This window comes from Flavobacterium sp. PS2 (assembly GCF_046250155.1).
Classification (GTDB): Bacteria; Bacteroidota; Bacteroidia; order Flavobacteriales; family Flavobacteriaceae; genus Flavobacterium.
On the sequence record NZ_CP176426.1, the window covers coordinates 3,858,409 to 3,874,458 of the forward strand.

Annotated in this window: 12 protein-coding genes; 8 read left to right on the forward strand and 4 right to left on the reverse strand. The window is 34.3% G+C overall.

All coding sequences use genetic code 11. From position 1 onward, the window contains the following. Positions 1-193: 193 nt before the first annotated feature. The 5 genes from ACJ6WR_RS17045 to ACJ6WR_RS17065 all read left to right on the forward strand — a co-directional run bounded on the left by ACJ6WR_RS17045 (position 194) and on the right by ACJ6WR_RS17065 (position 7,186). Entirely contained in the window at positions 194-562 is a 369-nt protein-coding gene (locus tag ACJ6WR_RS17045) for a hypothetical protein (RefSeq protein ID WP_323491065.1), read from the forward strand. Between the two features lie 119 nt (positions 563-681). Next, positions 682-1,545, forward strand: a complete 864-nt coding sequence (locus ACJ6WR_RS17050) for a DUF3347 domain-containing protein (RefSeq protein WP_409415911.1) — start codon at positions 682-684, stop codon at positions 1,543-1,545. Next, positions 1,546-2,106, forward strand: coding sequence for a helix-turn-helix domain-containing protein (locus ACJ6WR_RS17055; RefSeq protein WP_039115993.1), 561 nt, complete (start codon positions 1,546-1,548; stop codon positions 2,104-2,106). Positions 2,107-2,196: 90 nt separating this feature from the next. Continuing rightward, positions 2,197-4,923 carry a heavy metal translocating P-type ATPase gene (locus tag ACJ6WR_RS17060; protein ID WP_409415912.1) on the forward strand — a complete coding sequence of 909 codons (2,727 nt, stop codon included), beginning with the start codon at positions 2,197-2,199 and terminating at the stop codon, positions 4,921-4,923. A gap of 10 nt (positions 4,924-4,933) precedes the next feature. Beyond that, on the forward strand, positions 4,934-7,186 hold the full coding sequence (locus ACJ6WR_RS17065) for a multicopper oxidase domain-containing protein (protein ID WP_039115991.1): 2,253 nt from the start codon (positions 4,934-4,936) through the stop codon (positions 7,184-7,186). Positions 7,187-7,340: 154 nt separating this feature from the next. On the opposite strand, the gene ACJ6WR_RS17070 is transcribed toward ACJ6WR_RS17065, so the two are convergent. Together ACJ6WR_RS17070 and ACJ6WR_RS17075 are read right to left on the reverse strand one after the other, a co-directional pair. Beyond that, positions 7,341-8,390, reverse strand: a complete 1,050-nt coding sequence (locus ACJ6WR_RS17070; protein ID WP_409415913.1) for an AMP-binding protein — start codon at positions 8,388-8,390, stop codon at positions 7,341-7,343. Between the two features lie 10 nt (positions 8,391-8,400). Continuing rightward, positions 8,401-9,345, reverse strand: coding sequence for a CPBP family intramembrane glutamic endopeptidase (locus tag ACJ6WR_RS17075; protein ID WP_409415914.1), 945 nt, complete (start codon positions 9,343-9,345; stop codon positions 8,401-8,403). A gap of 110 nt (positions 9,346-9,455) precedes the next feature. Between ACJ6WR_RS17075 and arsC the strand changes: the two genes are divergently transcribed. Then, positions 9,456-9,806 (forward strand): arsenate reductase (glutaredoxin), encoded by a 351-nt coding sequence (arsC, locus tag ACJ6WR_RS17080; protein WP_409415915.1) that lies wholly within the window; start codon positions 9,456-9,458, stop codon positions 9,804-9,806. An 87-nt stretch (positions 9,807-9,893) separates the two neighbouring features. Then, complete coding sequence (locus tag ACJ6WR_RS17085) at positions 9,894-12,344, forward strand: TonB-dependent receptor domain-containing protein (RefSeq protein WP_409415916.1); 2,451 nt, start codon at positions 9,894-9,896, stop codon at positions 12,342-12,344. A 70-nt stretch (positions 12,345-12,414) separates the two neighbouring features. On the opposite strand, the gene ACJ6WR_RS17090 is transcribed toward ACJ6WR_RS17085, so the two are convergent. After that, the gene (locus ACJ6WR_RS17090) at positions 12,415-12,579 is read right to left on the reverse strand and encodes a hypothetical protein (protein ID WP_035621077.1); all 165 of its coding nucleotides are present in this window, start codon (positions 12,577-12,579) and stop codon (positions 12,415-12,417) included. A gap of 310 nt (positions 12,580-12,889) precedes the next feature. Between ACJ6WR_RS17090 and fumC the strand changes: the two genes are divergently transcribed. Continuing rightward, positions 12,890-14,287, forward strand: a complete 1,398-nt coding sequence (gene fumC / locus ACJ6WR_RS17095; protein ID WP_409415917.1) for a class II fumarate hydratase — start codon at positions 12,890-12,892, stop codon at positions 14,285-14,287. Positions 14,288-14,669: 382 nt separating this feature from the next. Here fumC and ACJ6WR_RS17100 read toward each other — a convergent pair whose 3' ends face one another. Beyond that, positions 14,670-15,872 carry an NAD(P)-dependent oxidoreductase gene (locus ACJ6WR_RS17100; protein WP_409415918.1) on the reverse strand — a complete coding sequence of 401 codons (1,203 nt, stop codon included), beginning with the start codon at positions 15,870-15,872 and terminating at the stop codon, positions 14,670-14,672. Positions 15,873-16,050 lie beyond the last annotated feature (178 nt).

Sequence of the window (16,050 nt, forward strand, 5' to 3'; positions counted from 1 at the left end):
GGATGACGCGGATTCGCTATCGCGAAAACACGGATAAAAACGGATTTTTTTCTTTACGGATTACTTTAAAAATCCGTTTTTATCCGCGTCTTTACTTTAGTAAATCCGCGTCATCCGCGTTCCATTTTCACAGCAACCACATAATTTTATCATTAAAAAAAATATATTGTATCTTTGAATTTCAAAATTTTAGATGATTTCAAAAACGCACATATTATTTTTTGTTTTCTTGCTTGGTTTCTTTTTGATGCCAACGCAAGTAGAAGCGTGCGGTATGAAATCTGAAAAAAAGAAGCATACAACCGAAAAATCGCAAACAAAATCAACTGATGGTTGTTGTGATTCAAGCTCTAATAAAAAAGGAAAAGATGGTTGTGCCGATAAATGCAATCATTCTAATTGCCGTTGTGTTACAGTTATTTCGATGTTTACTTCCGAAAAATGGAATGAAACTACATTAAATTGTTTTAATTTTTCGAATAAAAAACAATTCTTTCAGTCTCATGAAGCCGCTTTATCTTCAGGCTTTTATAGTATCTGGTCTCCGCCAAAAATAAGCTAAAAGTTTTCTGTGATAGCCATAAGTGCGTCTAATAGAAAATGTTAACTTTAAGTATTCAAAAAATAAATATCAAATAACGTTCAGGAGTTTTACATTCTTGACAGATAATCTATAAAAAAATGAGATCGATAAAAACTTTATTGGTAGCAATCGTTGCATTGTTATCATTTACTGCATGTGATGCAAAAATAAAAAACGCAAAAACCGAAACTGTAAAAATATTTGGTAATTGCGAAATGTGTAAAAAAACAATCGAGAAAGCAGGTAACTTAAAAAATAGTGCCGAAGTAGATTGGAATAAAGATTCTAAAATGGCAACGCTTACTTATGATGCTACCAAAACAAACAAAGAGGAGATATTAAAACGTATTGCTTTAGCGGGATATGATAGCAATGAGTTTTTAGCACCAAATGATGCGTATGCTAAACTTCCTGAATGTTGCCAATATGAGCGAAATAATAAAAAAATGGCAATGGTTGTTCCTGCTGAGAAAATGAACCATGAAGCGCATTCTGGTCACGAAATGACTTCTTCGGATGTGGATCAAAAAGCAAATATTCTAAAACCAGTTTTTGATGCGTATTTCGGAATCAAAGATGCATTGGTAAAAACAGACGGTGCTACTGCTTCGGCGAAAGCCAAAACATTAGTAACAGCTATTGATGGGGTAAAAATGGAAAGTTTACCAATGGATGTTCACATGGTTTGGATGAAAGTTTTGAAAGACTTAAAAGAAGATGCCGAACATATTGCTGATACAAAAGATGCAACACATCAAAGAGACCATTTTGGAACATTATCTAAAAATGTATATGCGTTATTAAAAGTTTCAAAAGGGGAAACACCAACTTATTATCAGTTTTGCCCAATGGCAAATAACGGAAAAGGTGCCAACTGGTTGAGTAAAGAAAGTACCATTAAAAACCCATATTATGGTTCGAAAATGTTGAGCTGTGGTAATACTGTAGAAACTATCAAGTAAATGAAGCTATACATTAAAAACATGGTTTGCAGTCGCTGTAAAATGGTCGTGAAGTCTGAGTTGGAAAAACTCGGGCTTCATCCGATTGCAGTAGAGCTGGGTGAGGTAGAAATAGAAGAAAAAGAGATAAATTCATTAAAAGAAGATTTAGTAAATGTCTTGCATTCTTTGGGATTTGAACTTATAGATGATAAAAAAAGTTTGACTATTGAGAAAACTAAAACCTTAATCATCGAATTGGTTCATTATAAAAATAACGACCTCAGCACTAATTTATCCCATTATTTATCGACTAATTTACAACACGATTATAACTCGTTAAGTAATCTTTTTACGGAAGTAGAAGGGACAACTATTGAAAAATATTTTATCTCTCAGAAAATTGAGAAGGTAAAAGAGTTACTTATATACGATGAATTAAGTCTGAGCGAAATTGCTTATCAGCTTCAATATAGTAGTGTGGCACATTTGAGTAATCAATTTAAAAAAGTAACCGGATTTTCACCAAGTTATTATAAAAAGTTGAAAGACAAAAAGCGAAAACAAATCGAGGATTTGTAAATCTTATAAATCATAACCAAAATTGTACAAGCTTATTGAAGCGTTATTTTAGAAATTTGTTAAAGAAAAATTCATAAAAAAAATAAAGCAATGACTCATACTTATACAATCACAGGAATGACTTGCGATGGATGTCGTACTAAAGTAGAAAAAACATTAAATGCTATCGAGGGAATCGAGGCACGTGTTACTTTGGAACCACCATTGGCAACGATTACGATGGAAAAGCATATTCCGACGGAGCAACTGCAAGAAGCATTAACTGCGGTTGGAAAGTACACCATTGAAATGACTATGAATCATGGACACGAAAAGCCAGCCGAGAAATCATGCTGTAGTGCTGACGGACATAAACATGAGCATAAAAAAGAAGCTGTAGCGCATAATCATGCTGGAGGAAAATATTATTGCCCGATGCATTGCGAAGGCGATAAAATGTATGACAAAGCGGGAGATTGTCCTGTGTGCGGAATGCATTTAGTACAAGAACCAGTAACAGTTCAGGCACACGAAAAGCCAGCCGAGAAATCGTGTTGCAGTGCTGACGGACATAAACATGAGCATAAAAAAGAAGCTGTACCACATAATCATGTAGGAGGAAAATATTATTGCCCGATGCATTGTGAAGGCGATAAAATGTATGACAAAGCGGGAGATTGTCCTGTGTGCGGAATGGATTTAATACAAGAGCCAGCAGCTATTCAGGTTCAGCAATATACATGCCCGATGCATCCAGAGGTTATAAGTAATATGCCAGGTTCGTGCCCAATTTGCGGTATGGATTTAGTACCAATGGAACCAACAGATAGCGAAGAGAATAAGGTCTATAAAGAGTTATTGCGAAAAATGAAAATAGCAATACTCTTTACTGTTCCTATCTTTTTTATAGCCATGATTGAAATGATGCATGACAATCCTTTGCTAAAAATAATGGATGTTGGGAAATGGAATTGGGTGCAACTGCTTTTCTCGCTTCCTGTAATTTTTTATGCAGGTTGGATGTTTTTCGTTCGCGGATGGAAATCAATCGTGACTTGGAACTTAAATATGTTTACCCTTATCGCGATTGGTACTGGGATGGCATTTTTATTTAGTATCGTAGGAATGTTTTTTCCTGATATATTTCCAGAAGAATTTAAATCGGGACACGGAACAATTCATCTTTATTTTGAAGCTGCAACAGTAATTATTACATTGGTTTTATTAGGGCAATTACTAGAAGCAAGAGCACATAGCCAGACTAGTGGTGCGATAAAAGAATTATTAAAACTCGCTCCTACAGAAGCGACTCTGGTAATTGATGGAGTCGATAAAGTAATTGCAATTCACGATATTAAAAAAGGAGATTTACTTAGAGTAAAACCCGGAGATAAAATTCCTGTAGACGGAAAAATTACCGATGGGGAAAGTACGATAGACGAATCGATGATTACTGGAGAGCCTATTCCTGTTGATAAAAAAACAGGTGATGTGGTGTCTTCGGGAACTATAAACGGAAACAAATCATTTGTTATGATTGCTGAAAAAGTAGGTTCAGAAACTTTGCTTTCGCAAATTATACAAATGGTAAATAATGCCAGTCGTTCCAGAGCACCAATCCAGAAACTAGCCGATAGTATTGCTAAATACTTTGTGCCAATTGTGGTTATTATTTCTGTACTTACCTTTTTTATCTGGGCAAAATTTGGTCCTGAACCAGCAATGGTTTACGGATTTATTAATGCAATTGCAGTATTGATAATTGCTTGTCCGTGTGCATTGGGTTTAGCAACACCAATGTCTGTAATGGTAGGAGTTGGAAAAGGAGCCCAATCGGGAATTCTGATAAAAAATGCAGAAGCTTTAGAAAAAATGGACAAAGTAAATGTTCTGATTACTGATAAAACGGGAACAATTACTGAGGGAAAACCTTCGGTAGAGAAAATTGTTGCGTTGCAATATTCAGAGGATGAATTGTTACAATACATTGCTTCTTTAAATCAGTATAGCGAACATCCTTTGGCGGAAGCCGTAGTAAAATTTGCAAAAGCTAAAAACATCTCTTTAATAAAAGTAGATGATTTTGAAAACATTGCAGGAAAAGGAGTTATTGGAACTGCGATTGATAAAAAGGTTGCATTAGGGAATAAAAAATTAATGGAGCAAGTAGGAGTAATTGTTTCTGGAGCTATCGAAGAGAAAATTATTGCTGAACAGAAATTAGGAAAAACAGTTTCTTATATCGCTGTAGATAAAAATGTAGTAGGATTTGTTACTATAAACGATGCTATAAAAGCAACCAGTGCTGCCGCTATAAAAGAATTAATGCGACAAGGAGTTGAGGTAATTATGCTTACGGGAGATAATATAAATACTGCTAAAGCGGTTGCCGACGAACTGCATTTAACTTCATTTCAGGCAGGTTGTTTGCCAGAAGATAAACTAAAAGTAATTGAGAAATTACAAGCCGAAGGAAAAATTGTAGCCATGGCGGGAGATGGTATCAATGATGCGCCAGCTCTGGCACAATCGGATATTGGGATTGCGATGGGAACAGGAACCGATGTTGCGATAGAAAGTGCCAAGATTACTTTGGTAAAAGGAGATTTGCAAGGAATTGTAAAAGCAAAAAACCTGAGCCACGCTGTAATGGCAAACATCAAACAAAATCTATTTTTTGCTTTTATATACAACGTATTAGGTGTGCCTGTTGCTGCGGGAGTTTTATATCCGTTTTTCGGAATATTGCTTTCTCCTATGATTGCTGCTTTGGCAATGAGTTTTAGTTCTGTATCTGTTATTGTGAATGCATTGCGATTAAGAAGTTTGAAACTTTAAAAACTAAAAAATGAAAATTTATTCAATACTCATATTGTTGCTTTTTGCGATAAGCACGACTGCACAAAAAATTGTGAGGTATGATTTATACGTAAAAGATACGTTGGTGAATTTTACAGGAAAGTCCAAAAGAGCAATTGCTGTAAATGGACAAATCCCGATGCCGACGCTCACTTTTACCGAGGGAGATATCGCCGATATTCATGTGCATAATCAGTTAAAGGAAAGTACATCTTTGCATTGGCACGGTATCTTTTTGCCAAATCAGGAAGATGGAGTTCCTTTCCTTACACAAATGCCTATAAAGCCAGGGGAAACTTATGTGTATAAATTCCCTGTTGTCCAAAATGGTACACATTGGTATCATAGTCATAGTGGTTTGCAGGAGCAAATAGGGATGTATGGTTCTTTGATAATGAAGAAGAAAATAGATGATCCTGATTTTAGAAAAGGAATCGATGATTTGCCTACAATCCCTGTAATGATAAGCGAATGGACAGATTACAATCCAGATAATGTACACCGAATGCTACATAATGCTTCGGACTGGTTTGCGATTAAAAAAGGAACAACCCAAAGTTATACTGAGGCTATAAAAGCAGGTCATTTTAAAACTAAAGTCAACAACGAATGGAAACGTATGATGGCAATGGATGTAAGCGATGTGTATTATGATGCATTTTTAATTAACGGTAAAAAAGAAAATGAATTTCCCGGTCCATTTAAAGCGGGAGATAAAGTTAGATTGAGGATTTCAAATGGAGGTGCTTCGTCTTATTTTTGGCTTACATACGCCGGAGGAAAAATTTCGGTCGTAGCCAATGATGGAAACGACGTAGTTCCTGTTGAGGTTGACAGATTGATAATTGGCGTATCCGAAACGTATGATGTTGTTGTAACAATTCCCGCCGATGATACTGCTTTTGAATTTTTGGCTACGCCTGAAGACCGAACAAAATCAACGTCGATTTATTTAGGAACTGGCATAAAACAATTAACAAGCCCATTGCCAAAGCTCGATTATTTTGAGGGAATGAAAATGATGAACGGCATGATGAATATGGACGGAACCATGAACGAGATGGGAATGGGAATGAGCTTGCAAAAGATGGATATGAATGCTGTAATGTATCCCGAAATTACAGGAAGTGCATCTAAAGAAATGAAACATACTCCCGAAGAACCGATGAAAATGGCCGACGGAGAAAAAATGGATCATTCTGCCCATCAAATGGATAGCGTTAAAGACATTGTAACATTAAATTACAGCATGCTTAAATCGCCTACGGTAACCACATTGCCCAAAGATGCTCCCGTTAGAGAATTACGTTTCGAGTTAACAGGGAATATGAATCGCTATTTATGGAGTATGGATAATAAAGTATTATCAGAATCTGATAAGATTTTAATTAAAAAAGGAGAAACATTACGAATCGTATTGTACAATAATTCGATGATGCGACACCCAATGCATTTGCATGGTCATGATTTTAGAGTATTAAATGGACAAGGCGAATATTCTCCATTAAAAAACGTATTGGATATTATGCCAATGGAAACCGATACGATTGAGTTTAGTGCCAATGCCGATGGAGATTGGTTTTTTCATTGTCATATTTTATATCATATGATGGCAGGAATGAACCGCGTTTTTAGTTATGAGAACTCCCCACCAAATCCGTTATTACCAGATAAAGAATGGGCATACAGAGAATTGCAAAAAGAAAGTAATATGAGTCATATTATGGCAGAGAATGATTTTGCTACTAATGGAAATGATGGTCGTGCAATGATACAAAATGCACGTTGGAGTTTTGGTACCGAGTGGAGATTAGGATATAATGATAGGCATGGTTATGAAACCGAAACTCATATCGGGCGTTATATTGGAAAAAATCAGTGGTTTATGCCATTTATAGGATTCGATTGGCGTTATAGAAAATTTGGACATGATGAGGTTGAGAAAAATATCTTCGGACAAAAAAATACCAAAGACAATCGTTCCGTATTAAGTATTGGTGCTGATTATACCTTGCCTTGGCTAGTTATCGCTCAAGCCGAAGTTTTTACAGATGGAAATGTTAGATTCCAATTATCCCGAGAAGATATTCCGATTTCGCCAAGAATACGAATGGCTTTTATGGTAAATACAGATAAAGAATATATGGGAGGTTTAAAATATATTCTGACCAAAAACGCAGGAATCTCTACACATTATGATAGTGATATGGGTTGGGGATTTGGTTTAATGCTTAATTATTGAATTGTGTTGAATGTGAAATGGGAGAAGTGAAAAGCTAAACTGTATTTTAAAAGAAAACCATATAAGTTATATAAGAAAATATAAGTTTTAAAAACTTAAATGGACTTACATAGCTTATATGGTTAAACTAAAATTTTATTAATCGATTCTTGGGTTACATATTATACAGATAACTTTTCTTCCTGATTATTTTACCGTTTTCAGTCTCTTTAAATTTAGGAACAAAAATGATTTCTTTTGGTTTTTGATATTTATCCAGACTGTCAAAGATTGCATTGTCGATAGTATGTTTTTCGCCTTCAATAACCAAAACTAATTTTTCGCCCAAAGCCGTATCAGGAACACCAATTACAAAATATCGGGTATCTATTTTACCCGAAAGTTTTTCTTCTATTTGCTCAGGAATTAATTTTATTCCACCACTATTGATAACGTTATCAATTCTTCCTAAAAAGACAAACTGATGGTCGTTTATTAGCTCGACTATATCATTGGTTATAATTGTTTCACTGGAAATTGTAGGTGCATTTATAACAAGACAATTTCTATCATCTTGCGATATTTGTACATGAGGTAAAACGGTAAAAGCCTTTTCTCCAACTTGTTTGGCAGCAATATGAGTAATCGTTTCGGTCATGCCGTAAGTTTCGTACACCTTAGTTTTTAGCTTAGATACACTTTTTATAAGCGTAGCATCCATTGCAGCGCCACCTACAATAAGTTTTTTTACATTTTTAAGCGCAGGCAATGAATTTTGAACCTGTAAAGGAACCATTGCTACAAAATCGTATTTGGTATTGTTGTTTGTAAGAGGATGCAGGCTAGGAGCAACAAAATCGACATCTAGTCCAAGAATTAAACTCCTTACAATCATCATTTTTCCAGCGATATATTGAGTAGGCAAGCAATGTAATGCTTTATCTCCGGGATGTAAATCAAAGAAATCACCCGTTGCAAGTGCCGATTCAATCATGGCTTGTTTCTCTAACTGAATCACTTTTGGAGCTCCAGTTGTTCCCGAAGTAGTTATCTCGATATAAGATTTCTCATCAAACCAATCTAAGATAAACTCACCAATAGCTCTTTCATAAGCTTCGCCTTCTTTAACGAAACTATAGGCTATTTGAGATAAGTCTTCTCCATTAAAATGGTCTCCATTTAATTTGAAGAAATTGTGGACGTTTTTATATGTTATTTTTGACATTTGAGTTTGGTTATAGTTTAATAGTTTCAGACTTATTTTCAGTAACGATTTCACCCGTTAATTTTTCTTTCCAATTCGTCCAGTTGTATTTTTTGCTAAAAATATATAGCATGATAGGATAAATAACAATTACTGGCAAGATAATATCTGCGCCAGCAGATGGTTCTGAGATATCTTTAAAAACCGAATGAGTTTGGAATACCGACCAATCCGAGGTAACCAATAGTGCACCTACTAGATTATTGGCAGCATGAAAACCTAATGCCAGTTCTATACCTTCATCCATTAAAGTAATAATTCCTAAAAATAATCCTGTCCCAATGTAATATACCATAACGATATAGCCCATTTTAGACACTTCGGGATTAAAAATATGCATTACCCCAAATATGGTCGAAGTCATTAGTAACGGGAACCATTTGTTTCGGGCTAGATTTGCAAATCCCTGCATTAAATATCCACGAAAAACATATTCTTCGGTACTGGTTTGAATAGGAATTAAAAGAGTTCCTATTATAAATAAAATTACAAACGGAATAGGTTTAAAATTAATTACAAAATCTTCAGGACTTAGATAATAAAATAAAACAGTTAGTACAGCAGTAATAGTTCCCCATAAAAGGAATGAAAATAAGATACGATTCCAGTCTACTTTAGGTCTGGATGTAGTTACCGATAAAAAAGTTTGATGATGTATATATCGTACCACAAAGTAAATTCCTGCTAAGGCAAATGCAAACGAAATCAATATAAGAAACAAGGTAATATTCGATTCAAAAATCTTCATAATACCAGCTTCACTCGTAGGATAAGGTATTTTGTTTATAAGAGTTTGGTATAGTATGGCGAGTGTAAGCGGAATTTGACCAACAAATGATGCGGTTATTATAAAGACGGAACCTAATAAATATTTCCAAAATTTGTTTTCTTCTTTAACTCCTTGTTCTAGAAACATGTATTTTTAATTTAAAATAGTACTTCGATTTATTGCATAAATCTTATTTTTGCTAGCACTAATTTACTTTTTTTTATTTCAAATACGTTTACTTCTTTAAAAAAATAAAAATGATACAAATATATCACAACCCACGTTGCGGGAAATCAAGAAATTGTCTGGCTTTTATCGAGAATACAAAACAAGACTTTGAGATAATCCCATATCTTACCGAAACACCTTCGTTTGATGCATTAAAAGAATTGCTTCATAAACTAGATTTAAAACCGAAAGAGTTGGTTCGAACTAAAGAAAAAATCTGGATAGAGAACTTCAAGAATAAAACAATGACCGATACCGAAGTTATACAAGCTATGGTCGATAATCCTATCTTAATCGAAAGACCAATTGTTGTTAAAGACGGGAAAGCTATTATCGGTAGAGATTTAGAATTGCTAAAACCTTTTTTAGAAACATTATAAAGAGGGTTGTTAACATATTTTTATGATTTTTCATTTTAAACCTACAGTTACATTTGCAGTCTAAAAGCCAAATAGAAACTACCAAAAATGAAAAAAAATCAATTAATCATCATGCTTGTATGTCTTTTTACAAGCATGCTCAGTTTTGCCCAACAACCAGAAGGGCAAAGAGCAAAAGTAACTGGTAAAGTTGTCGAGAAAACGACAAACCAACCGCTAGAATATGCTACAATTACTTTGGTAAATACCAAAAATCCAAAAGCACTTGCAGGAGGAATCACCAATAACAAAGGAGAATTTAGCGTAGATGCTGTTCCTGGGGTTTATGATATTAAAATTGAGTTTATTTCATTTAAGGTAATAGAAATCAAACAGAAAAATATTGCTGAGAATACCAATTTAGGACAATTTGCTTTATCCGAAGATGCCAACCAACTTAATGAAGTTGTGGTTCGTGCCGAAAAATCTACAGTAGAAATTAAACTTGACAAAAAAGTTTATAATGTAGGTCAGGACATGATTGTAAAAGGAGGAACAGTAAGTGATGTTCTGGATAATGTACCATCAGTTTCTGTAGATACCGAAGGAAATGTAAGTTTAAGAGGAAGTGATAATATTAGAATCTTAATAGACGGAAGACCTTCAAATGCTATAAATGTAGCCGAAGCTTTGCGTCAAATCCCAGCCGATGCAATCGATAAAGTTGAGGTAATCACAAACCCATCAGCACGATATGATGCCGAAGGAGGTTCAGGATTAATAAATATTATTCTTAAAAAAGGGAAAAATCAAGGGTTTAACGGAACTTTTATAGCTTCAACAGGAATTCCAGAAACCTACGGAGTAAGTGCAAATGCAAATTATAAAACTAAAAAAATAAACTATTTTACAACTGCGGGATACAGTTACAGAACAACTGAAGGTGGTGGTTCAACAAATTCTGAGTATCTAAATCCAGACGGATCTATTAAAAGTTATCTTGATGAACTAAGAGATACCAAAAGATTAAGAAAAGGCTTTAATGCCAGAGTGGGGGCAGAGTGGGAAATTACTCCAACAATATTTTGGACAAACGCTGTTAATTATCAAAAAAATAGCGGAGAAGATAAAGACCTGATTGACTACAATAATTTTGATGTAAATCATGATTATACAGGATCATCTTATAGATTAAGTAATACTAATATAGCTAGTGATAATGTCGAGTTTACATCAAACTTGATTAAAAACTTTAATGATAAAGGACATAAATTGACTGCAGATATATCTATTTCTAAAAATAATGATGATAGCAATGGTACAATCACAGGTTCGCCAAATTTTAATACAACATTAAACAATCAGGTTCAGAAACAATTTCAGATCCAGGCAGATTATGTATTGCCATTTGGAGAAGGAAGTCAGTTTGAGGCTGGTTATAAAGGAAATTTCAATGATTTAGATAACGTATACAATGTAAATACTGACGATCAAGGAAATCCAATCCAAGGTTTCTTGTCGAATACATTAGTTTATAAAGAGAAAATAAATGCGCTTTATACACAATTTGGGTCTAAAATTAAAGAGACTAAATTCTCCTACCTTTTAGGATTACGTTGGGAAGACAGTAATATTGATGTAAATTTATTGGACACCAATAATTTTAATAATAAGAAATATAATAATCTTTTTCCAAGTGCATTTCTTAATTATGAAATATCAGATAACAGTAGCCTTTCTGTAAGTTACAGTAAGCGTATTTCCAGACCAAGAGGACGTTTCATGAATCCAGCTACAAATTATGCCAGTAATATCAATATCTTTAGAGGAAATCCAGATTTAGATCCTTCGCTAACCGATAAATATGATGTAGGTTATATAAAACGTTGGGATAAAGTAACTTTTAATACTTCCTTGTATTATGAAAACACAACCGATGTATTTACATTCGTAAGATTACAAACAGGAGATAATGTTGATGGAATTCCAGTTATTTTAAGTACTCCGATTAACTTAGGAAAACAGCAAAAGATTGGTTATGAATTCACGGTAAACTATACCCCTTTTAAATGGTGGAAATTAAATACCAATTTTAATCTTTATAATCTTAATACAACAGGAGATTATACTTATACAGATGTCAACAATTTAGCCATCACAGAAAATTTTGATAACCAGGCAACATCATGGTTTGCCCGTATAAGTTCAAGAATAACTTTACCATACAAAATCGACTGGCAAACTACGGCTATGTATAATGGAGCTCAAAAAACAGCACAAGGTAAAAACTTAGGGCAGTTTGGATTAAATTTGGCTTTTAGTAAAGATGTCTTGAAAGATAAAGGAACAATTGCTTTTAATGTAAGTGATGTATTCAATTCAAGAATTATGAAAACAGAAACATATCTAGAGAATGTAAATTCATATAGCGAAATGCAATTTCGTAAGCGACAGTTCAATCTTTCATTTACATATAGATTCAATAAGCCTAAAAACGAAAGAGAAAAACAAGGGCCTAAAAATGAAGGTAATGATGGAGGAGGAGAGTTTCCTGGATAAGGAAACATAGGAAATAAAAAAAAGGACTCGTGTAAACGGGTCCTTTTTTTATGTAGTAATCAAATTAATTTTAAATTGATTGCTCTTTCTTTGCTTTTCTTTCTTTGTACATTTCCCATAGCGCTCCACCAATCCAATATTGAACGAAACCTACCAAGAAGAACATTAACCAAAACCCTATAGTTAGAATGGTTAAGAAAAGTAAAAAGCCTAAATACTGTGAAAATTCAAACATGTTTTCCGGAATTTTTGAATGTAGCCACAAATGTAGGTCTAATATTTTTTCTTACCAATAAAAAACTAAATCAATTTTTATAAAAAAGTAATTATCCGTATTTTTGAGGTCAGTTTTAAAAAGATAAGCTCATAATTTGGTTTAGGAGCTATTTCCAGCTGTCCGCTATATCTTTTTTGGTCCGAAAAAAGACCCAAAAAAGGATGCCGCTTCCATCTGGGCTAGAAATCTAGTTTGCGATGATAGTTTTAAGTGATAGTTTTACAGTTTACACGAATTTTTATATAATAACACACATAAATACATTAAAATGAAATTCAGAATAGAAAAAGACACCATGGGAGAGGTGCAAGTTCCTGCAGAAAAATATTGGGGAGCACAAACAGAACGTTCTAGAAACAATTTTAAAATTGGCGCATCAGCATCGATGCCAAAAGAAATCGTAGAAGGATTTGCTTACTTAAAAAAAGCAGCTGCTTATGCAAACCATGATTTAGGTGTTTTACCAATCGAAAAAAGAGATGCAATCGCTGCAGTTTGCGACGAAATCTTAGCAGGTAAACTAGACGACCAATTTCCATTGGTAATCTGGCAAACAGGTTCAGGTACACAAAGTAACATGAACGTAAACGAAGTAATTGCAAACCGTGCACAAGTTTTAAAAGGATTTGAAATCGGCGAAGGAGAGCAATTCATCAAAGCTAATGATGATGTAAACAAATCACAATCATCAAACGATACTTTCCCAACAGGAATGCACATTGCAGCTTACAAAGCAGTAGTTGAAATTACTATTCCAGGAGTAGAAAAATTAAGAGATACACTTCACGCAAAAGCGGTAGAATATAAAAGTGTTGTGAAAATTGGCCGTACGCACCTTATGGATGCAACACCACTTACATTAGGGCAAGAACTTTCAGGATATGCTGCACAGTTAACTTATGGTATAAAAGCCGTTAAAAACACATTAGCACACTTATCAGAAGTTGCTTTAGGAGGAACAGCAGTAGGAACAGGATTAAATACACCAGCAGGATACGATGTAAAAGTAGCAGCATATATTGCAGAGTTTACAGGACATCCATTTGTAACAGCTGAGAATAAATTTGAAGCACTTGCAGCACACGATGCAATTGTAGAATCTCATGGAGCATTAAAACAATTAGCAGTTTCATTAAATAAAATTGCAAATGATGTACGTATGCTAGCTTCAGGGCCACGTTCAGGAATTGGAGAAATCATCATTCCAGAAAACGAACCAGGTTCATCTATCATGCCAGGAAAAGTAAACCCAACACAATGCGAAGCATTAACAATGGTTTGTGCTCAGGTTATGGGGAACGATGTTGCAATCTCGGTAGGAGGAATGCAAGGACACTATGAACTGAATGTTTTTAAACCAGTAATGGCTGCAAACTTCTTGCAATCGGCTCGTTTATTAGGAGATGCTTGTATCTCATTCGATGAACATTGTGCACAAGGAATCGAACCAAATTACAAACGTATCAAAGAATTAGTAGACAATTCATTAATGCTAGTTACAGCTTTAAATACTAAAATCGGATACTACAAATCGGCAGAAATTGCTCAAACAGCACACAAAAACGGAACAACACTTAAAGAAGAAGCTGTTCGTTTAGGTTATGTAACACCAGAAGATTTTGATGCTTGGGTAAAACCAGAAGATATGGTTGGAAGCCTTAAATAATTAATAATTAATTATGAATTGTTAATTAGGTCTCTACTCTGCCAAGGATGATAACTGCAATGTTGTCTCCCTGACGAAGGAAGGGTCTCCTCAAGTAACTCTACAACTTTTATGTAAAAATAAACCCCTGCAATCTGATTGCAGGGGTTTTGTTTTTCTGTCACCCTGAGCGGAGTCGAAGGGCAACTTATGTTTATTTAGATACAGTATTTCTTTTAAAATTGACACTCCGAAGAATGGGATCTCTCTATAATGCATCTTGAACAGTGGGTTTTAATTGTGGAGCTACTTACGGAGACCCTTCCTTCGTCAGGGTGACAATATTGGGTTATTCTCTAGACAAACAAAGGATAATTAACAATTCACAATTTATAATTCACAATTATTTTCCGTCCACATAATCCTGTAAATAACTAAAACGTGGCGTAAGCTTTCCGTTTTCGGTCATTTTAGCTCTTTGTAGGATACCATCTTTATCGCCGTTAAAAAAGGCAGGGATAACGTGTTCCATAAATTGTTCACCAAAGCCTTCACTAGCATCTTTAGGAATTTCAGAAGGTAAATTATCTACGGCCATTACTACAATTGCAGCAGGATGAAAAACATCAACTTCTTTGTCCTCTCCAGGGAAATAACCATATATAGGTTCCGCAATTGTCGATGCACGAAGCGTACAGGCAATAGGTCCATTTACATCACATGAAATATCGGCAACCACTTTTATCTTGCAATCTTTAGATTGAAGCATTTCTCTAGTTAATATTATTGGAGCGGCAGGCGAATGAAAATGTCCTGTGAAATAAACATCAGTTACTTTGGTGTATTTTTCAAAATCAGAAATGTATTCTTCAGGGTGTTCGTAAAAATCGGTATAATCTAAAACTTGTCCATCTTTACGCTTGTTGTAATCCAATACGTTAAGTTGTACATAAACAGCCTGAGTATAATTTTTGGTTAAGTAATTATCTATAGTTACCTCTTTTATTTTAATGGCATCAAGAATTTCTTTAGCACCATTACCTACTTTTCCAGATCCGGTAATTACAAATTTTAAAGGTGGTAAAGTAATGCGTTTTAAATGAGCAATTAGTGCTTCTTTTCCAGATAAAGTTTCCGCTTTTGGTAATTTAAACAATTCAAATTTAATCCCAAATGCACGAATACCATTATATACACCCACGATTCCTGCATATCTTCCAAACCCAATAAGTCTGTTGTTCTGAGAATTTACTATTGTTTCATGGTCATATAATTCGATATTTTTTTCTAAAACAGCTTGCAATAATTTTCGATTGCCAGGTGACTTTTTTATAGTATGCGAAAAGAAAAAATAAGCTTTATTTGGAATTAAACTCTCAATAGGAACCTCTTTTACTCCAAATAGTACATCACAGTCCGAAACATCATCGGTAACTGTTATACCTAAACTTTGGTATTGAACGTCTGTAAAAATTCTAATATCTGAACTTTCTACTGCTACAGTAGCTTCAGGATAAAGTTGTTTAAGTCGAACCAGCTCACTTGGAGTAAATACAACTCTCCTGTCTGGTGGGTTTTTTCTTTCTTTTATAATTCCAAACTTCATTTATTACTGTTTAAATATTGTATTAATATAACTTTTTTACCTAAATTTGTTTTAAATATAACAAATATAGTTAAAATTTTGTTGTTTTTTTTGAAAAAAAATGAAATCAAATTTATTAAAACCTGATGTTCAATAGCCTGACGAAAATCAAGCTTAAAACTGTGTTAAAATCTGGAAA

Coding starts and splice junctions, on each gene's coding strand:
- arsC (WP_409415915.1), top strand. CDS start 9,456: ATGATACAAATATATCACAACCCACGTTGCGGGAAATCAAGAAATTGT.
- ACJ6WR_RS17060 (WP_409415912.1), top strand. CDS start 2,197: ATGACTCATACTTATACAATCACAGGAATGACTTGCGATGGATGTCGT.
- ACJ6WR_RS17090 (WP_035621077.1), bottom strand. CDS start 12,579: ATGTTTGAATTTTCACAGTATTTAGGCTTTTTACTTTTCTTAACCATT.
- ACJ6WR_RS17055 (WP_039115993.1), top strand. CDS start 1,546: ATGAAGCTATACATTAAAAACATGGTTTGCAGTCGCTGTAAAATGGTC.
- ACJ6WR_RS17065 (WP_039115991.1), top strand. CDS start 4,934: ATGAAAATTTATTCAATACTCATATTGTTGCTTTTTGCGATAAGCACG.
- ACJ6WR_RS17050 (WP_409415911.1), top strand. CDS start 682: ATGAGATCGATAAAAACTTTATTGGTAGCAATCGTTGCATTGTTATCA.
- ACJ6WR_RS17070 (WP_409415913.1), bottom strand. CDS start 8,390: ATGTCAAAAATAACATATAAAAACGTCCACAATTTCTTCAAATTAAAT.
- ACJ6WR_RS17075 (WP_409415914.1), bottom strand. CDS start 9,345: ATGTTTCTAGAACAAGGAGTTAAAGAAGAAAACAAATTTTGGAAATAT.
- ACJ6WR_RS17085 (WP_409415916.1), top strand. CDS start 9,894: ATGAAAAAAAATCAATTAATCATCATGCTTGTATGTCTTTTTACAAGC.
- ACJ6WR_RS17045 (WP_323491065.1), top strand. CDS start 194: ATGATTTCAAAAACGCACATATTATTTTTTGTTTTCTTGCTTGGTTTC.
- fumC (WP_409415917.1), top strand. CDS start 12,890: ATGAAATTCAGAATAGAAAAAGACACCATGGGAGAGGTGCAAGTTCCT.
- ACJ6WR_RS17100 (WP_409415918.1), bottom strand. CDS start 15,872: ATGAAGTTTGGAATTATAAAAGAAAGAAAAAACCCACCAGACAGGAGA.